24 protein-coding genes are annotated in these 23893 nt (G+C 60.3%); 7 read left to right on the top strand and 17 right to left on the bottom strand.

Going from position 1 to position 23893, the window contains the following annotated elements; genetic code table 11:
* Positions 1-45 precede the first annotated feature (45 nt).
* Entirely contained in the window at positions 46-996 is a 951-nt protein-coding gene (locus LUU92_RS12210) for a GlxA family transcriptional regulator (RefSeq protein WP_257103704.1), read from the bottom strand.
* A 180-nt stretch (positions 997-1176) separates the two neighbouring features.
* On the opposite strand from LUU92_RS12210, the gene LUU92_RS12205 reads away from it, so the two are divergent.
* Positions 1177-1899, top strand: a complete 723-nt coding sequence (locus LUU92_RS12205) for a pirin family protein (RefSeq protein ID WP_071490090.1) — start codon at positions 1177-1179, stop codon at positions 1897-1899.
* Positions 1900-2045: 146 nt separating this feature from the next.
* Positions 2046-2471 carry a hypothetical protein gene (locus tag LUU92_RS12200; RefSeq protein WP_083351443.1) on the top strand — a complete coding sequence of 142 codons (426 nt, stop codon included), beginning with the start codon at positions 2046-2048 and terminating at the stop codon, positions 2469-2471.
* A gap of 122 nt (positions 2472-2593) precedes the next feature.
* On the opposite strand, the gene LUU92_RS12195 is transcribed toward LUU92_RS12200, so the two are convergent.
* The gene (locus LUU92_RS12195; RefSeq protein ID WP_257103703.1) at positions 2594-3553 is read right to left on the bottom strand and encodes a GlxA family transcriptional regulator; all 960 of its coding nucleotides are present in this window, start codon (positions 3551-3553) and stop codon (positions 2594-2596) included.
* Between the two features lie 109 nt (positions 3554-3662).
* Between LUU92_RS12195 and LUU92_RS12190 the strand changes: the two genes are divergently transcribed.
* The 5 genes from LUU92_RS12190 to LUU92_RS12170 all read left to right on the top strand — a co-directional run bounded on the left by LUU92_RS12190 (position 3663) and on the right by LUU92_RS12170 (position 8248).
* A complete protein-coding gene (locus tag LUU92_RS12190) occupies positions 3663-4205 on the top strand; it encodes an acyl-CoA thioesterase (protein ID WP_257103702.1) in 543 nt (180 codons plus the stop codon).
* A 297-nt stretch (positions 4206-4502) separates the two neighbouring features.
* On the top strand, positions 4503-5231 hold the full coding sequence (locus LUU92_RS12185; protein WP_214497587.1) for a winged helix-turn-helix domain-containing protein: 729 nt from the start codon (positions 4503-4505) through the stop codon (positions 5229-5231).
* Positions 5224-5919 (top strand): YuxH family protein, encoded by a 696-nt coding sequence (locus LUU92_RS12180; RefSeq protein ID WP_257103701.1) that lies wholly within the window; start codon positions 5224-5226, stop codon positions 5917-5919. Before LUU92_RS12185 ends, LUU92_RS12180 begins: the two co-directional genes overlap by 8 nt.
* Positions 5920-5950: 31 nt before the next feature.
* Positions 5951-6610 carry a winged helix-turn-helix domain-containing protein gene (locus tag LUU92_RS12175; protein WP_257103700.1) on the top strand — a complete coding sequence of 220 codons (660 nt, stop codon included), beginning with the start codon at positions 5951-5953 and terminating at the stop codon, positions 6608-6610.
* 246 nt (positions 6611-6856) lie between these two features.
* Entirely contained in the window at positions 6857-8248 is a 1392-nt protein-coding gene (locus LUU92_RS12170) for an undecaprenyl-phosphate glucose phosphotransferase (RefSeq protein WP_257103699.1), read from the top strand.
* A 39-nt stretch (positions 8249-8287) separates the two neighbouring features.
* Here the strand turns inward: LUU92_RS12170 and LUU92_RS12165 are convergent, their stop codons facing one another.
* From LUU92_RS12165 to LUU92_RS12095, 15 genes are all read right to left on the bottom strand, one after another.
* Positions 8288-10363: a YjbH domain-containing protein gene (locus LUU92_RS12165; RefSeq protein ID WP_257103698.1), complete on the bottom strand. Its 2076-nt coding sequence runs from the start codon at positions 10361-10363 to the stop codon at positions 8288-8290.
* Complete coding sequence (locus LUU92_RS12160; RefSeq protein WP_257103697.1) at positions 10360-11127, bottom strand: capsule biosynthesis GfcC family protein; 768 nt, start codon at positions 11125-11127, stop codon at positions 10360-10362. Before LUU92_RS12160 ends, LUU92_RS12165 begins: the two co-directional genes overlap by 4 nt.
* Positions 11124-11777, bottom strand: coding sequence for a YjbF family lipoprotein (locus LUU92_RS12155; RefSeq protein WP_306459264.1), 654 nt, complete (start codon positions 11775-11777; stop codon positions 11124-11126). Before LUU92_RS12155 ends, LUU92_RS12160 begins: the two co-directional genes overlap by 4 nt.
* Before the next feature lie 12 nt (positions 11778-11789).
* The gene (locus tag LUU92_RS12150) at positions 11790-12902 is read right to left on the bottom strand and encodes a polysaccharide biosynthesis/export family protein (RefSeq protein ID WP_257103696.1); all 1113 of its coding nucleotides are present in this window, start codon (positions 12900-12902) and stop codon (positions 11790-11792) included.
* An 87-nt stretch (positions 12903-12989) separates the two neighbouring features.
* Complete coding sequence (locus LUU92_RS12145) at positions 12990-13229, bottom strand: hypothetical protein (RefSeq protein WP_058425523.1); 240 nt, start codon at positions 13227-13229, stop codon at positions 12990-12992.
* A 180-nt stretch (positions 13230-13409) separates the two neighbouring features.
* The gene (locus tag LUU92_RS12140; protein ID WP_257103695.1) at positions 13410-14819 is read right to left on the bottom strand and encodes a mannose-1-phosphate guanylyltransferase/mannose-6-phosphate isomerase; all 1410 of its coding nucleotides are present in this window, start codon (positions 14817-14819) and stop codon (positions 13410-13412) included.
* Positions 14820-14842: 23 nt separating this feature from the next.
* Positions 14843-15301 carry a GDP-mannose mannosyl hydrolase gene (locus LUU92_RS12135; protein WP_257103694.1) on the bottom strand — a complete coding sequence of 153 codons (459 nt, stop codon included), beginning with the start codon at positions 15299-15301 and terminating at the stop codon, positions 14843-14845.
* Positions 15302-15306: 5 nt separating this feature from the next.
* Positions 15307-16515, bottom strand: coding sequence for a glycosyltransferase WbuB (locus LUU92_RS12130; protein ID WP_257103693.1), 1209 nt, complete (start codon positions 16513-16515; stop codon positions 15307-15309).
* Positions 16515-17492, bottom strand: coding sequence for a GDP-L-fucose synthase (fcl, locus tag LUU92_RS12125; RefSeq protein ID WP_214497579.1), 978 nt, complete (start codon positions 17490-17492; stop codon positions 16515-16517). Before fcl ends, LUU92_RS12130 begins: the two co-directional genes overlap by 1 nt.
* A gap of 2 nt (positions 17493-17494) precedes the next feature.
* Positions 17495-18616, bottom strand: coding sequence for a GDP-mannose 4,6-dehydratase (gene gmd / locus LUU92_RS12120; RefSeq protein WP_214497578.1), 1122 nt, complete (start codon positions 18614-18616; stop codon positions 17495-17497).
* A 69-nt stretch (positions 18617-18685) separates the two neighbouring features.
* On the bottom strand, positions 18686-19621 hold the full coding sequence (locus LUU92_RS12115) for a glycosyltransferase family 2 protein (RefSeq protein WP_257103692.1): 936 nt from the start codon (positions 19619-19621) through the stop codon (positions 18686-18688).
* The gene (locus LUU92_RS12110) at positions 19618-20187 is read right to left on the bottom strand and encodes an LbetaH domain-containing protein (protein ID WP_257103691.1); all 570 of its coding nucleotides are present in this window, start codon (positions 20185-20187) and stop codon (positions 19618-19620) included. The genes LUU92_RS12115 and LUU92_RS12110 overlap by 4 nt, the downstream gene beginning before the upstream one ends.
* Positions 20184-21329, bottom strand: coding sequence for a glycosyltransferase (locus LUU92_RS12105; RefSeq protein ID WP_214497575.1), 1146 nt, complete (start codon positions 21327-21329; stop codon positions 20184-20186). Before LUU92_RS12105 ends, LUU92_RS12110 begins: the two co-directional genes overlap by 4 nt.
* A 31-nt stretch (positions 21330-21360) precedes the next feature.
* On the bottom strand, positions 21361-22683 hold the full coding sequence (locus LUU92_RS12100) for an O-antigen ligase family protein (RefSeq protein WP_257103690.1): 1323 nt from the start codon (positions 22681-22683) through the stop codon (positions 21361-21363).
* Entirely contained in the window at positions 22661-23893 is a 1233-nt protein-coding gene (locus LUU92_RS12095) for a glycosyltransferase family 4 protein (protein WP_257103689.1), read from the bottom strand. The genes LUU92_RS12100 and LUU92_RS12095 overlap by 23 nt, the downstream gene beginning before the upstream one ends.

Below are 23893 nucleotides of genomic sequence, written 5' to 3'. Positions count from 1 at the left end.
GGGAGCGATACGGACATTCGGGTGCGCGAGACGGACATTCTGTCGTTAACTGAACTGCTGTCGGTATTGGGTCGGGTTGAGGCCCAGTTTTTCACTGAACAGAAAGCGCATATGCCGCACGCTACCGAAGCCTGCGTGAAAAGCCACGGTCTTGAGCGGCAGGTCGGTGGTTTCCAGCAATTGCCGGGCGCGGTCGATGCGTGCACCTTGCAGGAAGACCATGGGCGTCATCTGCACTTCCTTGGCGAACAGCCGCGCAAAATGGCGGGCGCTCATGCCGGCCAACTCAGCCATGGACTCGATGGTGAACGGTTGGTCCAGATGCGCCAGCACATGGTTCTGTACCCGGGTAATCGTGGTTTCCTGCGGTGCCACCGCCGCCGTCATCGGGCTGAACTGCGCCTGGCCGCCCTGGCGTTTCATCACCACCAGCAACACCTTGGCCACGTCCACGGCGACTTGTTTGCCATGGTCCTGGGCCACCACCGACAGCGCCAGGTCGATGCCGGCCGTGACGCCGCCCGAAGTGATCAGGCGCCCGTCCTGCAGGTAGATGCGATCCGTTTCGACCATTGCCTTGGGAAACGCCTTGATCAGTCGCTCGGTGTAGTGCCAGTGCGTGGTCACGCGGTGACCGTCCAGCAGCCCGGCATGCCCCAGCACAAAGGCCCCGGTGCAGATCGAACCGAAGCGCCGCGCCCGCGGAGCCGCGGCCCTCAGCCACGGCAGCAGCGCCGGATGACATTCGTTATAGGCACCGGGGCCGCCGGGCACCAGCAGCAGGTCATAGGCATCCTGGGCCTGGTCCAGCAGCAGGTCAGTCTGCACGGCTACGCCATTGGAGGCGCGCAATGGACCGGGCTCGGTGCCGAGGGTGAGGATCTGGTAGTGCGCCGACGCTGGCAGGTAACGGTTGGCAATGGAAAACACCTCGAGCGGCCCTGCCATATCGAGCAGGAGGAAGTCCGGAAACAGCACCATGGCCACGGTTTTCATAGCGGGAAAGGTCCATCGGGAAGGAGTACGGCAGGCATTATGACACGCTTGAAACTGTCAACTTTAAAGCGACAGTAATTCAGTTTTCATCTTCTTAATGAATATTCCAGTAACCATTAACCTTCTTCTCAACGCAAGAGCCCTGCATGCCGCAGCCCGCTCTCACTTGAGGACAAGACCATGCTGACCCTTCGCAAAGCTTCCGAACGCGGCGCCGCCAATCACGGTTGGTTGAAGTCGTTCCACACCTTCTCGTTCGCCAACTACTGGAACCCGAACGAACAAGGGTTTTCCGACCTGCTGGTGATCAACGATGACCGTGTCGCCGCCGGCAAAGGTTTCGGCCAGCACCCACACCGCGATATGGAGATCTTCTCTTATGTGCTCGAAGGCGCCCTGGAACACAAGGACACCCTGGGCACCGGCTCGGTGATCCGCCCCGGCGATGTGCAACTGATGAGCGCCGGCAGCGGCGTGGCCCACAGCGAGTTCAACCACAGCCAGACCCGTGGCGTGCACTTCCTGCAAATCTGGATCGTGCCTGCCGTGGCCGGTGCCGAACCACGCTACCAGCAGGAACACTTCAGCGAGGCCCAGAAACGTGGGCGCCTGCAGTTGATCATCTCGCCGGACGGTGCCGATGGCTCCCTCAGCGTGCGCCAGGACGCACGGGTGTATGCCGGGCTGTTCAACGGTGATGAAACCGCGACCCTGGACCTGCCGCCCGATCGCCATGTGTACCTCCATGTGGCCCGGGGCAGCGTTGAAATCAACGGCCAGCGCTTGCGCGAAGGCGACGGCGCCCGGGTGCGGGATGAACGGCAGATCCGCTTGAGCCACGGTGAAGATGCCGAGGTGCTGGTGTTCGACCTGCGCCCGCAGGAACTGCCGCAGATGCCATGACCGGCCCCGCGATGGCTCGCAAAAACGAGCCATCGCTGGCGTCGATAGTCACCATCAGCCCAATGAAGTTCTCTTGAAAAATGCAACGCGTAACATCAACCCCATACCAGGCAACACCCCAACCAACACACTCGGAGCACACTCTCATGAAACGCCAAATCTTGCTTAGCCTCGCTTTCTCGGTACTCGCTGCCAATGCTTTTGCCCACCCGGTCGTGGCTGAAGGCGGTTCGGATCGCCTGATTGAAAGCCGCGTCGCCGAGGGTGGTGCTGACCGCCTGCAAGGCAACCGTGTTGCCGAAGGTGGTTCGGACCGCCTGCTGGAACGCCGTGTCGCCGAAGGTGGCGCTGATCGCCTGCAGGAACGTGGCCTGGCCGAAGGCGGTGCTGATCGTCTGCAGGAACGTGGCCTGGCCGAAGGCGGTGCTGATCGTCTGCAGGAACGTGGCCTGGCCGAAGGCGGTGCTGATCGTCTGCAGGAACGTGGACTGGCCGAAGGCGGTGCTGATCGTCTGCAGGAACGTGGACTGGCCGAAGGCGGTGCTGATCGCCTGCAAGGCAACAACGCATAATCCCGCGCTGTTTGCGGGAACCCCAAACCGGCCTGATCAGCCGGTTTTTTTTCGTCTGTGATTAATGCAGGTCACGGTCGATCCACAGCAACGCCTTGCCGATCTGTTGCCGCACCCCTGAGTCAAACCGGCCGGACCAGGAACTTCTTGCGATACGCCGCCGGCAACATACCTACCCGTTGCTGGAACAGGCGGCGGAATGAATTGCTGTCTTCGTAGCCCACCGCGTAGGTGATGCTTTCCAGGGTCATGCGGGTCGACTCCAGCATTTGCTTAGCCCGTTCCAGGCGCAAGGTCTGCAGGTAGGCAATAGGCGTGAAGCCAGTGGCCTCCTTGAAGCGTCGCTTGAAATTGCGCACACCAAAACTGAATTGCCGGGCCACCTCGTCAATCACCACGGGTTCGGCAAAGTGTTGTTCCAGCCAGTGCTGTACCCGCAGGATCTCAGCGTCGCCATGGCTTTTGGGCAGTGACCACATGGCATACACCGATTGTTCGCTGCGTACGTTATCGATCAGCAGGTATCGGCCACAGGTATGGGCCAGTTCCGGTGAGCCGAAACGGCGGATCAGGTGCAGCATCAAGTCCATCGCTGCACTCGCCCCGCCGCTGGTGATCACCCGGTTCTCTTCGCAGAGAAGCTGCGCGTCCTCCAGGCTCACGTCGGTGTAGCGTCGCCGGAACAACTCGGCAAACGCCCAGTGGGTCGTGGCGCGCAGGCCCTGGAGCACGCCGGATTCAGCCAATAGAAAAGCTGCGGTGCACATCGAAGCCAATACCGCGCCGCGTGCGTGCTGTTCGCGCAGCCAGGGCGCGTAGGCAGGAAAGGTCGGCAGGGCTTCCTTTAGCGTGAACAGAAAGCCCGGGATCAAGACCAGGTCAGTCCGCACGATCTGCGCCAGCGCGTGATCAACCTGCAGGCGTTGACCACCCCAGGCCACCACGACGTGACCGTCCAGGGAAGCCACTGCGACTTCGAAAGGCGGTGAGTCGGCAAACAGGTTGGCGGCGCTGAGCATCTCCAGGGCCGTGGTGGCGCTGGCGGCGGAGCAGCGATCAGCCAGAAGCAAGGTGATATGCATGATAAAAACCCGATTGCGTTTTTCGCATGTAATAAGTCATTTATGCATATACCTTAGCGGATTCCACGCCCCTACAGTGCTGCTTTTGATCAACTGTCAGGAGCTTTGGATGAATCTGTGGTTTCGCTTGCTCTTAATGCTGTCCCGGCGCCCCTGGCGCAAACCTGTGCATGGCCTGGACACCACGGTGGTGCGCATGCGCGTCTGGCCGCTGGACCTGGATATCAACCGGCACGTCACCAATGGCCGGTATTTTTCCCTGGCAGACGTTGCCCGGATGGATTTCGTATTGCGTACCGGGGCCTTTCGCGTGGCATTGCGCAATAAGGCGCTGCCGATCGTCGGCGATACCTGGGGCAAATTCCGTCGCGAGCTGAAGCTGTTCGAAGTGTTTGAGGTGCACACACGCATGCTCGGTTGGGACCACAAGTGGAGCCTGATGGAGCACCGCTTCGTGAGCAACGGCCGGGTGGTCGGCGTGGTGGTGATGCGCGGGCTGTTCCGTTCGGCCAAGGGCACCCTGCCGCCGGGCGACTTTGTGAAGGAACTGGGCCTGGATGAGACCTCGCCACCGATGCCGCAATGGCTCAGCGACTGGGCGAAAAACTGCGATGACATGAGTGTGCAATTGCGGGGGGAGCAGCAGATTTGAATGCAGGCGCGTGGCGCGCGCCTCTGCCGTCCCTCCTTAGCGATGCAAGGGTTTCCCCGATTCAGCAAAAAAACCGTTTGGGCTAAAATACTTATCGCACATTAAGAGTTTGCACTAGCATATGTGTACGCCCGTGCAAAACCCCTCGCAATAACCGCGCACTACCCCATTCCTTTCTGAAAAACAAAGTGGCGAATGTTAAAATTTGTCACGTTTTACCGTATTCAATTCGATTAGTATCTAAACGCTAGCAGCGATTGAACTGACGGCCTTGCATGCCGGAAAAGGGAGTAGGTGATGCATTTTTCCAACGTCCTCGCTATTGCACGGACTCCATCTAAATCGGAGGATTTTCGAGAGCTTATAGTTCGCACTGTAGCGGATGATTTGAAAGTCGATACACGTTACTACGAACAACTCGTTGACACCCAGGAAAGCCACGCAAGCTACCGCGCCATCATCATAGAAATCGACACCCCCGCGGCGAGCAATCAAACCCTGGACATAATAAGAAAAACCCGAAACAGCCACCCCAACTGCACCATATTTGTCGTCGTCACATTCGCCTCCAGTTTGAGCAAGACCAAATACTATCTGGCTGGCGCGGATTACTGCATCAAAGTGGCAGAGGCGTCCCCTGAAAAAAAGTTAAGCCTGTTCGATGCTTTTCTCAGTGAAGGTGAACGACTGAATCGTTGTGGCCTGGTGCTCGATCAGGATCGCATGTGCCTTTATGGTAACGGCAAGAAACTTGAAATATCCTTCGTCGAAATGAAAGTTCTGGACGCGCTTATACAGCGCCGACTGCTCAGCCACAATGAAATTGCCGAAGTCATGGGCCTTAATACCAAGTACTACGACTCGCGTGCCCTGGAAAAGTCCATCAGCCGACTGCGCAGTAAAATCAAGGCGCACTACGGTGACAACATTATTCAGAATATCCGTGGTTATGGGTACAAACTCAGCCGGGGAGTTATATGTGCCAGCCATTTTCAAACCGCCAAGGAAAGACCCCATCGTGAATAGCGAAAAGGTAGCCCCTGCCGATGCTGTGGACTTCAGGCTTGCCAGGCAAGCCATCGTTGATCGCAGCCATGCACTTTGGGGCAGCGAAGTGAGCGTCGGCTCACTGCAGGATCACCAAGTACCCGACAGCGCCTACCACAAGGCGCTGCAACGTATCAGCGCACCACACAAAGCCTGCAACTCCGTTGTCAGCCGCAAGTTACTGCGGATCGATCAAGCCGCCTTGATGAATGAAGATCTCCACAAGAGCATTGTTCAGACCGCCCAGTCACTGGAAAAACACAGACAGCCCTTTACGCTCAGTATTACCAATCCTCTGGATGCCCTGCCCGGCCCTGTCGAACGCCGAGCGATGGTGCGTCAGTTATATAAGTTAAAAGACCAGTGCGCTGTCACCCTGGCCTACAACAATTACAGACTCGATACAAAACCGGCAGACCTGCTGATCGACCTCAAGCTTTACGACTACGTGAAAATGCCTTTTCCGGACTCCGCCCTGCGGCTGAGCCTGAATACGCGTTCCGGTCTGTTCGATCGGCTGTACGACCGCATGCTAGAGCTGATCAGTGCAACCCGGGTGTGCTTCATCGCCGACACAGTGGAATTTGCCGACAGCGCCATGCTGGCTAAAAACCTGCCGTTCGAATACTTTCAGGGCGGTTACTACTCCCCTGCCGACTGCTTATAAAAACCGCACTTTCATACTAACGGTGGACACTATGAGCTCCCTCAAGAAACACGCCTTCACCCCCACACTTGCGGCCATCGCACTGCGAGACTTTACGCCCAATGCCGAATTGTTTCATTACGACTTGAATACATTCGCGCCAATAGAAACAGACCCTAAAATCCGTGCAAACAACCCTCAACACTGCAACTCCGATGACAACCGTCGCCTGACAACCTATGTCATTACCCACACACTTGGCTTACCCTCACACTCTTTTAACGCTGTGCGACAAGAATCCAGACTACCCATGCCAACGGGTCACGACAGCACGCCCAATAGCCCCACTCAGCCTGCTGATATAACCTCTGAGCGAACTCAACTTTATCCTCAGGATTTCTGGCTATTGACACAACATGACCGCACCCTGGTCAAAGGCGGCTTACGTATTTCGCTGACAACCATTGAATCGGCGTTGATTAAAAAGATGCTGCACCATGAAGAGCGTGTTGTCAGCAAAGAGGAACTGATCCGTAATATCGGACGCGAACCTGATCTATATCGCGGGTTGGAAATGTGCCTGAGCCGGCTCCAAGAAAAGTTCAAGCGTGTCAACGATGGCGAACGCTTGTTTCGTGCGGTGAGAAACCGTGGCTATTGCCTTACACAAAAAATCAAGAAACCCTTGGACCTCACTCAGTCACGCCGTTAAAACAAAAAAAAGAACGGATACTTTGATACCCACCCTGCCTATCAATACACACTTTTTTACCTGCCCATTTATAACACCCTCACACTAAGACGCCGCTGCCCCTGTTATAAGTCGTCAGCCAATGCCTCCTGCCGTTCATTACTATCCGTGGGTACGCGAGTCCGCGTGCCTATCTTTTAGTGCGGGTATTCCACCGCGTGATTAGACCCTGCCACCACCTGCGTGGTCACCACCGGGAGCAGAACTATGCTGAATAACACTAGAATGCATCGCAACCTGACCCCCAAGGGTTTGACGTTCTGGGGTCAGTGGATGCTTGCCTCGGGTTTGGTCGTTGCACTGTTATTTATGTTGGTCGTGTTCAGGACCGGCCAACTTGAGTACAACTACCGTGTGCTCGCGGCGTTTACCATACTGGCTTCATTACCGGCGTACAGTCTGTGTGATGTCTACAGCAAGAAAGATGACTATGGCGTGGGCTTGGGACGGCTGTTCATGGGATGGTTACTCACCGCTTTAATAGTGTTCGCAGTGGGTATCGCCTGCAATGCCACCTCATTGTTTCCATTGGATATCTTGTTGCTCTGGGCGGCGGTTAGTTACCCTCTGCTGGCCCTGTGTTATATCCCGCTGCACAGCCTGTCCCGGTATTACCATCGCCAACTTCACCAACGGCATAAGTCACTGATAGTGGGCACCGGCAAACTTGCCGTCGACCTGGCGAACACCCTGTCTCGCCAAAAGCGCTCACCGTTGGTGGGGCTCGTCGGCAGCCATGCCGAGGCCGCGCCGGATGCACAGGCGCAGATCCTTGGCGAGCTGCCGCAATTGCCGCAACTGATCCGCCAGCATGGCATTCGCCGCCTGTACATCACCCACTCGTTGCAGGACGCCACCCACATCGAGTCGTTGTACCTCAACCTGCTGGAGATCAGCGTGGATGTGATCTGGGTGCCCGACCTCAACAACATGCTGCTGCTCAACCATTGCGTCGCCGAAGTGGACGGGCTGCCAGCGATCTTCCTCAATGAAAGCCCGCTGACCAGCCGCCCCACAGCCGCCCTGAGCAAAGCGTTGCTGGACAAGAGCATCGCGCTACTGGCCATCCTGGTGCTGAGCCCGGTGCTCCTGGCGTTTGCCCTGCTGATCAAGCTCACCTCCCCCGGCCCGGTGATCTTCAAACAGGACCGCCACGGCTGGAATGGCCAGGTGATCAAGGTGTGGAAGTTCCGCTCGATGCGCGTGCATGACGACCACGAGGTACGCCAGGCCAGCCGCAACGATTCGCGCATCACCCCGGTCGGCCGGTTTATCCGCCGCACCTCTATCGATGAATTGCCGCAATTGTTCAACGTGTTGCAAGGGCATATGGCCCTGGTCGGTCCACGCCCCCACGCCATCGCACACAACGACTATTACTCGAGCAAGATTCACGCGTACATGGCGCGCCATCGCATCAAGCCCGGCATCACCGGGCTGGCGCAGATCAATGGATGCCGGGGTGAGACCGAGACACTGGAGAAGATGCAAAAACGCGTCGACATCGACCTGCGCTACATCAACACCTGGTCGTTGTGGCTGGATATCAAGATCCTGCTGAAGACACCGTTTACGCTGCTGTCCAAGGACATCTACTAACCCCCTGTACCTGTAGGAGCAAGTTCGCTCCTACAGGCCTTACTCAGTGATCTTGTCGATATTCTTGTAGAACAATGCACTGTCGCGCCCATCCGTCATCGAATGCAGCGAATACGCGCGATTCAGGCGCGCGCCGCCATCGCGGGTCAGCGGTGCCCACACCAGGTTGGCGCGGCGCATCGTCGACAGGCTCATCAACTCATCAAACGGAATGGACAGGTAGAGGCCCTTGTCGAAGGCGCCTTCGCCAAACTCTTGCTTGGACACGTTGGTGCGAGTGATCCACGCACCAATCCGCACGCCATTGTTGAACTCCCGCGAAAGATCCAGCGTTGCACCCCAGTCCCGAGCCAGGTAGCGACCGACACTCAAGGCCCCCTGCAGGTTGAATGGCAGGTCGGTATACCCGGTGATATGCCCGGTCACCGTGCGATAGTCACGCAGGCTCAAATCCTGCTCGAAACCGCGCTGACGCACATAGTTCACATCGGCACCCACCGCCCAGCCCTGGCCCATCGGCCTGTACAGCACTTCACTGCCCACACCGGCATACATCGATTCCAGCAAGCCACCGTAGACCATGCCGTACAGGTCCTGGTCCAGGCGCTGCGCATGGTTGAGCTGGAAGGTCGGCAGGGTCACGTCGGCGCTGGTCATGTACTTGCGCAGGTCGGTGCGAACCCGCGGCAAGCCCGTGGGCGCGTCGTAGGTGAACCCATCGTAGTTGTTCAGCAGGTTGACGCTGAGCAAACCACTCCACCAGGTGTTGCGGGTAAAGCGGTACTCGGCATCGAGGTCGGCGGAAACCTGGTAGAGCAAACCATCCGGCCCGCCGACGTTCTGCTTGTAGCCCAGGCCCAGCCCATAGCTGAGGGGCTTCGGCGTTTGGGTGTAGAGCACGGTCTGCGTGCGCTCGCTGGCACGATTGACCTCGACCTGGCGGTGCAGGTCCTGCAGGGCTTCGCGCTGGTTGACCACCTCGCGAAAGGTCTTGCGCGGCACGCTGGTTTCCTCGATCGGCATGGCATAGCGTTCGCTGACCAGGGTGAACCAGTCGATCTGGTCATTCACGCTGTTGTCCAGAATACGACTGGCGCGCCCCACCGCCTTGGCGCTGTAGAAATAGCGCTGCTGTTCGCCATACACCAGCAACTCCGGACCACGCTGGGTAATGCGTTGCACATTGTAGCCGGCGTTATCGTGCAGGCGCAGGGACACGGCGGCCCAATCCACCTGGTCCGGCGGTGTGGTTGGTGGCTTCGCCGGCAACGGGGGGGCCGGTGGGTCATAGGTCTTGGCCGGTGCCTTGCGGCTGACAAAATTGGTGTGCAGCGTAATGCCGAACATCGCGGTATTGCCCCGCTCCCACGCAGCGCTCACATCGACCGCATCGGCGAGCTTGTAGACCAGGCCCAGGTTGACCGGTGAAGCCTGGCGAAAGCTGTTGCTGCGTGGTTCATTTTTGTAGTCGTTGCCTTCCACTTCAAGCTTGAGGCTCAACGGCGCCCAGGGCGTCTGGTAGGCAATACCGCCAAACAGCGCGGGCCGGCCACGGAAATAGCCGTTGGAAAAACTGCCGGATCCTTCAGCGTTGGGACGCTCGTTGAATCGATCATCCAGCACGCCTAGCGGGTTGCCTAAGTCACCACGGCTGCCCAGGTAACCCCAGGCGATACCAGCGCTGAAATCCACGTCGCCATACCGCTTGTTGGCCACCAGGTATTCACTGGAAAACAGCCCGGTGCCGCCCAGGTCCATGAACCCCAGCGCCACTTCAGGCAACCAGTGGGTTTCCTGGTTCAAGCGCACCTTGGCGTCGACGGCCTTGTCCTTGTAACTCTGGCCGCCGCTGAACGACTCAGCGCCATAGGGCCGGTTAGTGATCGCGGTGTAGCGGAACGTGCCTTCCAGCCAGTCCAGTGGTTGCGCAGAAAAACTGTAGCGGCTGTAGGGCTCGGTGCGGTTGGCGTTCACGCTGAGTTCGCCGGCGGGCGCCATGCGGGCGGTAGGCGTCTGCAGCAGCCCCACGCCGCCGAAATCGCTTTGGGTGTAACGGGGATCACCATGCACGACGCCACAAGGCACCAGCAGCACGGCCGCAATACATAATTTCAAGGCGTGACCTCGGCCAGGGGTTGGGTGGCGAGAAACTCGGCCAGTTGCTGATTCAGGTCAGGGGTGGGCGCGCTCAGGTCGTCACTGCGGATCGGCACCAGCAGCGTGGCGCCGGGCGCTGGGGGGGCGCCCTCTTCGCGGTTCCAGGGCGCAATGCCCAGGCGCGAGACCTTCCCGTCAGGCTGGATCACCCACAAATAATCAGCATCCGCCTCCACCAGTGGCGGGCACGCGGTGAGGTAATCGCGGGCTGCCCGCAGCGGCTCGAACGCCAGGCTGCACGCCGCAACGACAGCCCCCACCACGCGCACCTGCGTGGGCCGTGGCGGGTATACCAGGCGGTCGCCATCGCTGAGCGGCAGGTTCGGCGCAAAGCCGACTTCCACCGCCACCGGGTCCAGCACCGCCACCTGGCGGCCAGTGACAGGTAAGGGCTGCACCTGCCGATACAAGCGTTCGGCACTATGAGCCCGGCCCTCAAGCCCTTCAGCCAACGCGGCCTGGTGCAGGGTTTGCAAATCAAACAGCACGCCGGCCTTGAGCCGCGCCTGGCGTTCCAGCAAGGGTTGATGCAACCAGGCTGCTCCCAGCCAATAACCCTGGGCATCCGGTTGCGACGGAATGATCGCGTCCAGCAAACGTGCATCGGGTGGCAGCGCGATAGGCCCTGGGGTGCGCACCTGGCCGCTGACGGTCACGGCGGCCTGGCTCGTACTGACGCAACTCCAGAACAGCAGCAGCGCCGTGAGTATTCGACCGATCATCGGGCGTCCTTGCGAGTGGGTTGCAGCTGGGTGATGGTCAGGGTCAGGTCGGGCGTGAGGTGCTGTTCGCTCTGCACGATAAAGCCGTCGACGGGGTCGACCCAGTAACGGTTGCGCGCCTGAAAGCCGCTGGCCTCGACGTCTTCGTCCACCCGCAACAAGGCGTAGGGCTTGCCGAGGATCTCAACCGTTTCGATGCCCTTGCGGGTCATACGGCTGGTAAGCGTGATGCCCATGCGATAGCCGTCCACCCCATCGATCTGCCGCGTGCTGCGGTAGCCATCCGGCACACGGTGCAAGCCTTGCTGGAACGGCGACTGGTCCTGCCAGTGCGTGCCATTGAGGTCCACGCCCAGGCCGACCGTGCGTACCACCAGACCATTACGCACCAACAGCACCTGCTTGCCGGAAGCCACCCAGAACTGCAGGTCGCCACGCTGGCGAATCAGCGCCATCACCCCTTCGCTGGACACCGTGGTGACCTTGATCTGGGCAAACGGCACTGCGTCCACCTGGGCCTGGGTCAGCTCCAGCGGCGCCGGTCCGCCCACGGCCGCCTTGAAGGTATCGAGGGAGGCGGTCATCAGTGGATTGCAGCCAGCCAACAGCCACGCCAACCCCATGTAAGCAGCGATTTTATGAGTGTTCACGCAGGTTCCACCCTATCGGCTGCTGGCTTCGCTCAGGTTGTTCTGGGTGGACGCGCCAATGCCGACGATTGTGGCCGAAGGGATCAACTGGCTGATGAAGCGGTTCCAGCGCGTGATATTCGCCGGGCCGACAAACACCACATCCTGGGGCTGCACATCAAAGCGCGTGGCCAGGGCCATGGCCGAAGGGGACGCAGCTTCCAGCTGGAACACCTTGGCCGGCTCGTTGGCGATGTTATGCGCGCCGCGAATCACATAGATCGCGTCCGCGTTAGAGGTGTTCTGATTGACCCCACCCACCGAGCCGAGCACGTCGGAGAGGTTCATGCTGCGGGTCTTGAAGGTCAGGGCGCGGGGCTGCATGACTTCGCCCATCACATAGATGCGCTTGCGGTCGTTGTAGGCCAGGTACAGCTGGTCGCCGTCCTTGAGGTAGATGTCGTTCAGGCGCGACTGCGCCAGGTTGAGCGTGTCGAGGTCCAGGGTGTAGCGCTTGCCGCCCCGGCTGAGCGTGAGGTTGGACAGGTCGGCATTGAGCGGGTCGATCCCGGCGGCGCCCATGGCTTCCATCACGTTCAGCGGGATGGTGGTGATCGGCACCGGCCCGGCCTTGGCTACTGCGCCGGTGATCACCACGCGCTGGCTGGCGAAGCGCAATACGCTGACGTCCACCTGGGGGCTGTCGATGTATTGGCGCAGCTTGTCGGTGATCTCACTGCGCAGCGCTTCAATGGATCGCCCCTTGGCAACCAACTCACCCACGTAGGGGTAGAACAGCTTGCCCTCGGGGCTGACCAACCGGCCGTTGGCGTCGATCTGTTGTTGCGGGCCGGACGGTGCCGTGAGTTCAGGGTGATCCCATACAGTGATATACAACGCGTCATTGGCGCCGATCAAATACGGGCCCGGCTTGTAACTCAATAGTTCCGCGGGAATGGAATAAGGCACTTGGCTGGCCGCGTCCATGGCAAGTAACTTTGGCGTGATCGGAATCAAATCCACCCGGCTGTTTTGCGCGCCGCCACTTTCAGTCAACGCCGCCGTGTCCATGTATTGGCCCGGTGCAAACATGCAGCCCTGTAACAATGCAGCGGCCACGGCCGCCACAGAAAAAATACGCATCATAGTGCTCGGACACTCGCGATAAACGACAAGAAAAAAAGACTACTCGGGTGGGGAATCCAAGCAGTCTGAAAAGCGGAAGGTGGTGGATCAGTTGCCGGTGCCGGTGGTTCCGGTCGTACCGGTGGTCCCGGTGGTGGTGCCGCCGTTGGAACTGCCGCCGCTGTTGGACGCAGCCGCCACGCCGGCAACAATGGCGCTAGCGACCAGCAGGGTTTCCCCGACTGTCACCGAACCCGCGACCTTGGTACTGAGCCCCAACGGCAACTCGTCGGCCAACACCGTCGTACTCATGACACTGAGCACAATAACCGCCAGTGCTTTTCTCATAACAGACTCCTTATCGTCAGTGAGTAGCCGGGCCGATAGTGCCATCCAACTAAACAGCACACCAGACGGGTAACTTCCAGGTGCATTAGTTGAAAATAACGTTTTACCGGCAAAGTGCCCGGCCCTCACTGCATTGCCGATGTTTGAAGTTATTCGGAACGTTATTAATTGTCGGAAACTTCAGGCCCTGCCGTACTTGTCTTCAAACCGGACAATGTCGTCTTCGCCCAGGTAAGACCCCGACTGCACTTCGATCAACTCCAAAGGAATCACCCCAGGATTCTCCAGCGCATGCACCTGGCCGATGGGGATATAGGTCGACTGGTTTTCCGCGACCAGGTAGGTCTGCTCGCCATTGGTGACCCGGGCCGTGCCGCTGACCACGATCCAGTGTTCGGCGCGGTGGTGATGCATCTGCACCGACAATTTGGCTCCCGGCTTCACGGTGATGCGTTTGACCTGATACCGCGCGCCGCTGTCCACCGAGTCATACATGCCCCACGGCCGATACACCTCTCGGTGGTTGAGGTGCTCGTGCCGCCCGGCCTGCTTGAGCTGATCGACGATCCCCTTGACCTGCTGCACCTGATCCTTGTGAGCCACCAGCACGGCGTCCTTGGTCTCGACGATGATCAAGTCGTGCACCCCGACGGTGGCGACCAGGCGGCTGTCGGCGTGCACATAGCTATCGCGGGTATCGAGCAGCAACCCATCACCGCGCAGCACATTGCCGCCGGCGTCTTTTGCACTGGCCTCCCACAGGGCCGACCACGAGCCGATATCGCTCCAGCCGGCGTGCAAGGGCACCATCACCGCGTCATCGGTTTTTTCCATCACGGCGTAGTCGATGGAGTCGTCCGGACATGTGGCGAAGGTTGCCGCATGCACGCGGGTAAACGGCAGGTCCTGGCTACCGCCCTCCAGCGCCACGCGGCAGGCTTCGAGCATGGCCGGCTGGAAGCGTTCGAGTTCTGCCAGGTAGCGGCTGGCGCGGAACATGAACATGCCGCTGTTCCAGGCGTAATAACCGCTCGCCACATACTGCGCGGCCGTGGCGGCGTCCGGCTTCTCGACAAAGCGCTTGACCCGGTAACTGCCCTCGCCCACCGCCGTGCCCTGCTCGATGTAGCCATAGCCGGTATGCGCGCAGGTCGGGGTGATGCCGAAGGTCACCAGCTTGCCGGCCCTGGCCAGGGGCAGCGCCACTTCGAGGCTGGCATGGAACGCGGGCACATCTTCGATCAAATGGTCGGCGGCCAGCACCAGCAGGATCGGGTCCTGGTCCTCGGCAACCGCCTTGCACGCTGCCAGGGCGATGGCCGGCGCGGTGTTGCGCCCCACCGGCTCCAGCAGGATGCTCGCCTGCTCCATGCCGAGCTGGCGCAACTGCTCGGCCACCTGGAAACGATGCTGCTCGTTACAGATCAACTGCGGCAAGGCGACGTTGGCGCCCTCCAGGCGCTGGATGGTCTGCTGCAGCATCGACAGGTGCGCATCGGTCAGGCGCAGGAACTGCTTGGGGTTCAGTTGCCGCGACAGCGGCCACAGGCGCGACCCCGAACCGCCTGCCATAATCACGGGTAACAACATAAATGCATCCTCGAGGCAGAGCGTCAGAAATAGGCGCGGCTGTTTTCATGCACGCGCGGGCTGACGCGCAGTTCATCCTGTGGCCACCAACGGTACTGCTGATGTTGCTCGGTTGGCAGCAAGAGAGTCTGCCCATCTTCCAGGTCCAGGCAATAGCCGAGCACCACATAGTGGGTATCCGGCCCGCTGCCGGCATTGGCGAACACGCTGTCATCGTAGAAGTGCTCGTACACCCCGAGCAGACGTGCATTGGCCCGTTCAAACGTGCGTCCCAGCTCTTCGCCGGTGATGCGCCGGAACGCGCTGTCGAGGCTTTCGTTCTTGCGGATACGCCCCCCGGGCACGAACCAGAAACCAAAGGCTGGCCGGTTGACGCGCAAACCGAGCAAGACTTCGCCACGGCTGTTTCTCACCACTAGGTCAATCGCCACCAACGGCGTCGAAGCCACGACCGTTTGGAAGGTCGGTAAATCAAGCCACATACCCATCAAACCTGTGCCAGAAAACGTTGCAGAATGCGTTCCTTGTCGAGGAACTCCTTGGCGTAATTCAACGCCACCTCATTACGCGTCGGCATTGCCAGTGCCCGCTCGATACCCGTGCTCAGTGCCGTGACCGATTCCGGCTCGATCAACACCGCAATGCCCTGATGTTCCTCGCACAGGCGGCCGAGTGTGGTATCGGGGTCGGCGGTGATAATTGCGTTGCCGCCCACGGCCAGAATGTTGGTGAGCTTGGACGGCAACACCGCATCTGCCACGCCACGCTTCTGGATCACCAGGTGCACATCGGCCGAGGCCAGCAGCGCCGGTAAATCCTCGTAGGCCTGCAACGGCGCGAACAGCACATTGCGCAGCCCGTCACGCTGGACACGTTCGAGCAGACGCGCCTTGCCGGTGCCCTGGCCGACGATCAGGAACACCCACTCCGTGCGCTGGGCATGGGCCTGGGCGACATCGAGGATCAGCTCCAGGCCTTGCTTCTCGCCGAGGTTGCCGGAGTACAACAACACCTTGGTTCCCGGCGGCACGCCCAGGCGTTGCAGCAACGCGCGGTCGCGCGGCACATCGCGAAAGCGTGCGGTCTCCGACCAGTTCGGAAAGAACATCAGCCGCTGGCTGTACACGCCCTTGCCCCGTGCCTTGTGGAGCATGCCGCTGGAAATCGTCGAGACCCGATCAAAGCGCCGCAGCAGCCAGCGCTCCACACCCAACGCCAGGCGCCGCAACAGCGAACCGCCGCCAATGCCCAGGCCGAGCATCGCATCCACTTCATAGTCCTGGACATGCAACACCGACCGCGCGCCACTGAGCTTGGCCAACAGCAACGCCTGAGGCGCACAGAACAGCGTGGGCACCACCAGGATCACCAGGTCCGGCTTCCAGCGCAGTTGCCCCAGCACCGCCACACACGAGCTGGCGGAAAAACTCATCAGGTGCAGCAGACGCGTCATCGCCGTGGGCTGGCGTGGTACGTAAAGCGGACAACGGATCACCGTCACGCCGGCATCCAGCTCGGTACGAAAACGCCACGGCGAATAGCCCTCGCCCACCTGCCACTGCGGGTAATACGGCGGCGCCGTGACTACGCGGACCTGATGACCTTGCACCGCCAGCCAGCGCGCCTGTTCACCGCTGTACTTGCCGATACCGGTCAGCTCCGGGCTGTAATTGATGCCGTACAAAAGCACTTTCATCACTGGCCCCGAGGCTGTTCGAGCGCCGCGAGATAGGCGTTGTAGGCGTCACGCAAGCCCTCCTCCAGCGGCACGTAGGCTTCCCAGCCAAGGGCGTTGATACGGCTGACATCGAGCAACTTGCGCGGCGCACCGTCGGGTTTGTCGGTGTCGAAACGCAGGCGCCCCTGGAAGCCGGTGACCCGCACCAGCGCCTCGGCCAACTCGGCGATGGTGCAATCCACGCCGGTGCCTACGTTCAGGTGCGAGCGCATCGGCTGGGTCTGTTCGCGGTAGCGCGCCGCATCGAGTTCCATCACATGCACGCTGGCCGCCGCCATGTCATCCACGTGCAAGAATTCCCGTCGCGGTCGGCCACTGCCCCAGATCACCACCTCGTCATCGCCGCGCTGGGTCGCTTCGTGGAAGCGCCGTAACAAGGCGGCGATCACATGGCTGTTTTGCGGATGGTAGTTATCGCCCGGCCCATACAGATTGGTCGGCATCACACTGCGGTAATCGCGGCCGTGCTGGCGGTTGTAGCTTTCGCACAGCTTGATCCCGGCGATCTTGGCCACGGCGTAGGGCTCGTTGGTGGGTTCCAGTGCACCGTCCAGCAACACCGCTTCGATCATCGGTTGCGGCGCATGCACCGGGTAGATGCATGACGAGCCGAGGAACAACAGTTGCTGCACGTCATGGCTGTGGGCAGCGTGGATCACATTGGCCTGGATCATCAGGTTCTGGTAGATGAAGTCGGCCGGGTATGTGGCGTTGGCATGAATCCCACCCACCTTTGCGGCCGCCAGGTACACCTGGTCGATACGGTGCCTGGCGAAGTACGCCTGCACGGCCGCCGGGTCGAGCAGGTCCAGTTCATCGCGGCCCGCCGTGAGTATCTGCGTGTAGCCCAACGCCCAGAGGCGCCGCACGATGGCCGAACCGACCATGCCGCGATGGCCGGCGACAAAAATCCGCGCATCAAGATCACGTGCCATGTTCAGTTCTCCACCGCAATCGGTGCGTCATGCCCGTGCAGGCGCAGCAAGGCGTGGCGCTGGGCGATCTTGAGGTCTTCGCGGACCATCTCCGCACACATCGCCTGCGCACTGATTTCAGGCACCCAACCGAGCACGCGCTTGGCCTTGGACGGGTCGCCCAGCAGCGTCTCCACCTCGGCCGGGCGGAAGTAACGCGGGTCCACCCGGACAATCACGTCGCCCACCAGAATGCCCGGCGCCAGGTCGCCGTCGATGTGCTCGACCACCGCCACCTCCTCCACGCCTTCACCCACAAAGCGCAGGCGTAGCCCAAGCTCCGCCGCCGACCAGCGAATGAAGTCACGCACCGAATACTGCACACCGGTGGCGATCACGAAATCTTGCGGGCTGTCCTGCTGCAACATCATCCACTGCATGCGCACATAGTCCTTGGCATGCCCCCAGTCGCGCAGGGCATCCATGTTGCCCATGTACAGGCACGGCTCCAGGCCCAGCGCGATGTTGGTCAGGGCGCGGGTGATCTTGCGCGTCACGAAGGTTTCCCCGCGGCGTGGCGACTCGTGGTTGAACAGGATGCCGTTGCACGCATACAGGCCGTAGGCTTCACGGAAGTTCACGGTGATCCAGTAGGCGTACAACTTGGCTACTGCATAGGGCGAGCGCGGGTAGAACGGCGTGGTTTCCTTCTGCGGGGTTTCCTGCACCAAGCCATACAACTCGGAGGTCGAGGCCTGGTAGAAGCGGGTCTTTTTTTCCAGGCCCAACAGGCGGATCGCTTCAAGAATACGCAAGGTGCCCAGGGCGTCCACATCGGCGGTGTATTCCGGTGAATCGAAGCTCACCGCCACATGGGATTGCGCGCCGAGGTTGTAGATTTCGTCGGGCTGGACCTGCTGGATGATGCGCGTCAAGTTCGACGAGTCCGCCAGGTCGCCGTAGTGTAGGATCAGGTTTTTATGCAGGGCCTGCGGGTCCTGGTAAATATGATCGATGCGCTGGGTATTGAACGACGACGAACGGCGCTTGAGGCCGTGCACCGTATAGCCTTTTTCCAGCAGCAGCTCCGCCAGGTACGAGCCATCCTGGCCGGTAATACCGGTGATAAGCGCAACTTTGTTCATGTCTGTCTCCCGATTGATAGGCGAGCGAAGGCCGACACCCAAACTTGGGTGTTTGTTAAAAACGGTCAGTTACTTCTGTTTGGGCAGGTTCAAGTTATGGCCGGTCAACTTCGAGAGTTCCCGGACAATGGCTTCCTTATCGTTTAAATGGGCAATTGCGGTTTCCAGCTCCAGCACCTTGGCGCCCACCAGGAAGCGGTACCAATAGCCCTGGAGCAGGTGATAGACCAGGCCGCTGCGGCCATCGAGAAACCCCAGCTGGATGATGTAGCGCCACAAGAAATAGGCGGTCGAACTCAGGGTGAACGGCACGCGGTTATAGAGGCGGTTCTTGATCAGGCGCTTGGCCTTGGTCTGGAACGAACTCTGCCCCGTGTGCAGTTCATCGCGGATCGCAAACAACCCCAGCCGCGTGTTGAGCACTTCAATCGCTTCGCGGGTGGCGTACTGGTTGTGCTTGTGGGTGAAGAAGGTCAAGTCATGCAAGTTATGGTCGGCGAACCCACCTTCCAGAGTGATGGTGCGACCCTCGGCCACCGAGATGTGCTCGTCCATCCAGCGGTCTTCCATGCGCCCGAACCCGGTGCGCCACAGCCGTAGCATCCGCAACGGGTAACGCCCGCCATGCCGCACCCAGCGCCCCATGAAAATGTGCTTGCGCTTGAAGTTGATGCCGGTGATATCGCTGGCCAACGTCGGCAAGCGTGCGTTGATCTCGGCAGCGAGGTCGGCCTCGATGATCTCGTCGGCATCCAGGCGCAGCGTCCAGTTGCCGGTAATCGGCAGGTTGTCCAGCGCCCACTGGAACTGCTTGGCCTGGTTGACGAACGGGTGCTGCACCACCCACGCGCCATGGGCACGGGCGATGTCGCAGGTGCTGTCGGTGGAGAATGAGTCCACCACCAGCACTTCGTCGCTGAAAGCCCGCACCGAGTCGATGGCCCGGGCGATGTGCAGGCTTTCGTTGTAGGTGAGGATGATCACGGTGATGGTTTCGCGCTTCATGGCGTGGGCTCCTGCACAAGCTGGGTACGCAGGCCGATCTGGCGGGACGGATGCCCGGCATGCACGGTCCAGGGCTGCGCGATGCTCTTGATCACCAGGGTGCGGGCCCCCACCACCACGCCGTCAGCCACACTGACGCCTGGGGTGATGAACGCCTCGGCACACACCCACACGTGCTCCCCCAGCACGATGGGTTTTGCATACAGCTGGAAGTTCTTGCTGTTGTAGTCGTGGGAGCCGCCGCACAAATGCGCGCCCTGGGAAACCACGCTGTAGCGCCCAATGCGGATCAACGCCATGCTGTACAACGTGGTGCCATCGGCAATGCCGACATGGTCACCCAGCTCCAGGTTCCAGGGCGCCCAGACCTTGGCCCGTGGATACACGTGCACCCCCTTGCCCAACCGCGCACCGAACAGCCGCAGCAGAAAGGCCCTCCACGCATGGAACGGGCGCGGGCTGGTGCGAAACAGCACCACGTACACCATGTTCCAGAGCTGGCGGCGCAGCCGATGGCCCAATGAGAACGAGGCCGAACGGTGCGGGTCATTGCCTTGAAGAATCACGGGAAGCACTCCCGCACAATCTCCAGCAGGCGCTGCGCACCGCGACGGATATGAAAGCGTTCGGCAAAACACGCCCTGGCCCGCTCGGACATTTGCGCGTAAGCGGGCGCATCCAGCTGCAACCAGCGTTGCAGGTTGTGCAGGGCGCCGTCGGCGGTGTCGTCACTGACAAAGCCCACGCGATCCTTGTCGATTTCACGCCAGATATTGACCTTGTTGCTGATCAGCACGGGCTTGCCGCACGCCAGCGCTTCCGCCACCACCACGCCGAAATTTTCCTGGTGCGAAGGAAGGCAAAACACTTCGGCGGCGTAAAACGCGCCCCACTTTGCAGTCCCCTGCAACATGCCGGGCCAGCTGATGCGATGGGCAATGCCCGACTTTTCGGCCTGATCCTGCAGCGCCTGTACCCAACCGCCCTGATCGGGGCCGGCCATGACCAGGTGCAGCCGCTCGTCTTGCCCGGCGACCTGGGCAAATGCCTGCAGCAGGTGGTCGCACCCCTTCTTCTTATGGATGCGACTCAGGAACAGCACTACCCGCTTGCCCTTGAGTTCCGGGTGACCGGTGATGAAGTCCCGCGCCAGGCGCGCCCCATCGGCCGGTGGGCTGGCAGTGCCATACGCCGTGATCGTTTCATGGGCGCGATACAGCCAGAACGACTCACGCGCGCGGATTTGCTCTTCTTCACTGGTAAACACCACCCGCCGCGCATCCCTCAGCACCCGGTATTCGCCCCATGGCCAGTAGAGCCATTTCTTCAGATGCTTGAGCGGGTATTCGTGCTTGAACCAGGGATCCAGCATGCCGTGGGTATACACGATGTAAGGTCGTCCCAACTTATTCAGCACCTGGCGGGCGACAAACCCGTGGTACTGCCACAAGCCGTTGATAATGAAAAAATCATAGTGCCGGGCGTGCTGCTCCAGCCATTCGCGGATGTTGCCGTTCAAGCCGTAGCCGAATCGGCTTGGCCCCATGAAATGCACGGTGCCGGGATAGTCCACCGCGAACTCGGCATCCAGCGTCAGGACATCCACGCGATGCCCCTCCTGGGCGAGCACCGTGTCGATTTCCCGGGCCGCGTTGATCGGGCCGCCTTTTTCCGGTCTGACCGAAGAGATGATTCTTAGTAACTTCACGTGCTGTCGTCCGCTGATGCATTAAGTAGGTTCAGGTTTTCTTGCAGGCCGCGAGAATCAGGCAGGCATACAGCACGCCAAACGCCAGGAATGTGCCCTGCATGGTCATGACCCCGTTGAACAGGATCGGCGCCAGGAAACCGCACAGCAGCAACGGCACCCCGGTGCCTTGCCTGACCAGCGCCGTGTAGGACTTGAGCAGTAACCAGAGCAGCACGAGGATCCTGAACAGGATGAACATCAGCCCGGCGGGCAGGCCCATTTCCAGCACGATGCGTGACCATTCATCTTCGGCCAGTAAAAAACCTGCGCCCTGCTCCCGCCCTGCGCGCAGGATCGTCGAGGCGGCGTTGGTGCCCGAACCTATCCCGTGGCCCCACAACGGCGCGTCATCGACCACACGCGTGAACGCATACAGGCTGGAGAACGCGCGAGTGACCGGCGAGCCTTCACTGGCCACGGCGCTGCGGTTGCGCTCCACCAGCACCTGGTAGCTGTCGGTGGACATGAAGATCAGCAGGCTGACAAACAACGCGGCCGCCAGGAAAAACAACGACAACAGGTTGCGTTGCGATTTCTTGATCAAGGCGACCATCAACGCCGCCAGCAGCACAATCGCAGCGTACGCATAGATCGCCCTGGACCCCGTGAGAAAACACATCACCGCCACCGCAGCCGCCGACACGCCAAACAGCCCATAGCGCCGGGCGAACACGGCACGGAACAAGGCCTTGTCAAACACCGCCGCGACCAGGAATGCAAAGCAGGCCGACACGTACACCACATGCCCGGCCGTGAACGTGAAGGTGCCGTAGGGCCGCACGACACCGTCGGCAATCATGAAAATGAAGTCATCATCACCAATGCCTTTGTTCACATACGCCTGGGGTCCGGACGAATACTGCAGCACCACCAGCACGCTGATCGGGATCGCCGCGAACAGCGTGATACGGGCGAACCGATAGACATCCGTCAACCTGAGCGTCTTGCCAGCGACAAATATCAACGGGAAATACAGCAGGTAGTTGCGCACGCCGTAGCCGTAGATGACGAAGCCTTCAGGGCTGCTCAACAGAAACGCGGCCACCAGCAGGAAGAACACCATGACCAGCACGACAAAGTAGGCCGACACCAGGTTTTTCGAGAAAAAACCGAACCGGTAGGCGCACCAGTAGATGTAAAGGACGATCGGGTCCTTGATGAAATAGATGACCGAACTGAGGCTCGGCATCACCCACTTGCGCAAGACCCCTTCGAACAGGATGAACAGGTAGATAAGCACGAAGGCGCTGACCACCCGCGTGCGGTAGCGCTCATGCAGGCTGACCCTGTCAGGAATGGCCAAGGATTGCATCCATCACCTCCCTGGCGTAGCTGTCCCAGGTGGTTCCACCGGCAGACAACACAGCGTTGTGCTGCAACGCCCTGAGCTTGTCCTTGTCTTCGGCCAGCTCAACCAGACGGCTGGCGATCGCTTCGGCAGAACGGATCGGCACCACATAACCGTTGAAACCCTCGACGACCAGGTCGGCCGCACCGCAGTTCTGCGACACGATCACCGCTGTGCCCGTGGACAAGGCTTCACCTACCACCAGGCCAAACGCCTCGGCGACCGACGGCAGCACCAGCACATCGGCCTCCAGCAAGTGGCGGATAACGTCATCGTGGGACGCGGAACTGAACCACTGGTACTTTTTCAGCTCGGCATTGAGCACGGGGTTGCGACCGTTGGCGTAGTCGCCACCGATCACCGTGACGTCCAGGGCAACGCTGCTCGCCGCAAGATTCAACGCGTCGAAAAAGTACGAAATGCCCTTTTGCTGGGTCAGCGCGCCGACATAAATCACTTTCAGTCGTGTACCTGGCCGGGCGCTTGCTTCATGACGCACCATCGGCGCCGGCGCGCCATAGGGCGTGATCGCAACCTTGCCTGGCGCAACGCCGTGCTCACCCAGGGTGCGCTTGGCAAAGGTACTCGCCACTATGATCCGGTCTGCCAAGGCCAACTCGGCCGTCTGTTTGCGCATGGTGTCATTGCTGATATCGGGAATGCTGGCACGCCAGGCAGGGTTGGCCTCGCGCTCATGCTCAAGCATCCTGCAGGCGTAGGCGATGGAGCCGAAGGCCGCCTCATAATTGAGGGTGATGTCGCCGATGTCGCGGGCGGCGCTGAACAAGCCCAGGCACTTGCCGTCATAGCCGTACACCTGGCTGGGTTTGCGCGGGGTGTTGTAGAGGAAAGCGGCGCTGGCCTGGTCAATGTGGTTGTAGACGTTTTCCGGGCAGAAGATGCCGGTGTTGCGGCGTGTCAGGCGATACCACTTCAGTTTGTCGCAGATCACACGCGGCACGTCATAACGCGGGTAACTATGCAGCAACGCGCCATCGACCTGATCGAACGTACGCCGCAGGCACTCCTTGCCCACCACCGGCAGACGGCAGAGGAACGACCCCTTATGCAGTGCCAGCGAGGTATGGAACGAGTGCAGCAACTGCCGTTGATTCAACGCGCGCAGCAACGCGCGGACATTCTGATTACCAACGGGATGAGCGACCAGAATCAT

The sequence above is a fragment of the Pseudomonas extremorientalis genome, assembly GCF_024584605.1.
GTDB lineage: Bacteria > Pseudomonadota > Gammaproteobacteria > Pseudomonadales > Pseudomonadaceae > Aquipseudomonas > Aquipseudomonas extremorientalis.
The sequence above is the reverse complement of the archived record's forward strand: the minus strand, read 5'-3'. Positions and strand labels throughout refer to the sequence as shown.

Excerpts from the sequence above, each read along its gene's own strand:
- LUU92_RS12190 (WP_257103702.1), top strand. The coding sequence starts at position 3,663 with ATGAATCTGTGGTTTCGCTTGCTCTTAATGCTGTCCCGGCGCCCCTGG.
- LUU92_RS12140 (WP_257103695.1), bottom strand. The coding sequence starts at position 14,819 with ATGTTGTTACCCGTGATTATGGCAGGCGGTTCGGGGTCGCGCCTGTGG.
- LUU92_RS12145 (WP_058425523.1), bottom strand. The coding sequence starts at position 13,229 with ATGAGAAAAGCACTGGCGGTTATTGTGCTCAGTGTCATGAGTACGACG.
- LUU92_RS12160 (WP_257103697.1), bottom strand. The coding sequence starts at position 11,127 with ATGATCGGTCGAATACTCACGGCGCTGCTGCTGTTCTGGAGTTGCGTC.
- LUU92_RS12130 (WP_257103693.1), bottom strand. The coding sequence starts at position 16,515 with ATGAAAGTGCTTTTGTACGGCATCAATTACAGCCCGGAGCTGACCGGT.
- LUU92_RS12195 (WP_257103703.1), bottom strand. The coding sequence starts at position 3,553 with ATGCATATCACCTTGCTTCTGGCTGATCGCTGCTCCGCCGCCAGCGCC.
- LUU92_RS12200 (WP_083351443.1), top strand. The coding sequence starts at position 2,046 with ATGAAACGCCAAATCTTGCTTAGCCTCGCTTTCTCGGTACTCGCTGCC.
- LUU92_RS12135 (WP_257103694.1), bottom strand. The coding sequence starts at position 15,301 with ATGTGGCTTGATTTACCGACCTTCCAAACGGTCGTGGCTTCGACGCCG.
- LUU92_RS12210 (WP_257103704.1), bottom strand. The coding sequence starts at position 996 with ATGAAAACCGTGGCCATGGTGCTGTTTCCGGACTTCCTCCTGCTCGAT.
- LUU92_RS12205 (WP_071490090.1), top strand. The coding sequence starts at position 1,177 with ATGCTGACCCTTCGCAAAGCTTCCGAACGCGGCGCCGCCAATCACGGT.
- LUU92_RS12175 (WP_257103700.1), top strand. The coding sequence starts at position 5,951 with ATGAGCTCCCTCAAGAAACACGCCTTCACCCCCACACTTGCGGCCATC.
- LUU92_RS12100 (WP_257103690.1), bottom strand. The coding sequence starts at position 22,683 with ATGCAATCCTTGGCCATTCCTGACAGGGTCAGCCTGCATGAGCGCTAC.
- fcl (WP_214497579.1), bottom strand. The coding sequence starts at position 17,492 with ATGGCACGTGATCTTGATGCGCGGATTTTTGTCGCCGGCCATCGCGGC.
- LUU92_RS12115 (WP_257103692.1), bottom strand. The coding sequence starts at position 19,621 with ATGAAGCGCGAAACCATCACCGTGATCATCCTCACCTACAACGAAAGC.
- LUU92_RS12095 (WP_257103689.1), bottom strand. The coding sequence starts at position 23,893 with ATGATTCTGGTCGCTCATCCCGTTGGTAATCAGAATGTCCGCGCGTTG.
- LUU92_RS12170 (WP_257103699.1), top strand. The coding sequence starts at position 6,857 with ATGCTGAATAACACTAGAATGCATCGCAACCTGACCCCCAAGGGTTTG.
- LUU92_RS12150 (WP_257103696.1), bottom strand. The coding sequence starts at position 12,902 with ATGATGCGTATTTTTTCTGTGGCGGCCGTGGCCGCTGCATTGTTACAG.
- gmd (WP_214497578.1), bottom strand. The coding sequence starts at position 18,616 with ATGAACAAAGTTGCGCTTATCACCGGTATTACCGGCCAGGATGGCTCG.
- LUU92_RS12185 (WP_214497587.1), top strand. The coding sequence starts at position 4,503 with ATGCATTTTTCCAACGTCCTCGCTATTGCACGGACTCCATCTAAATCG.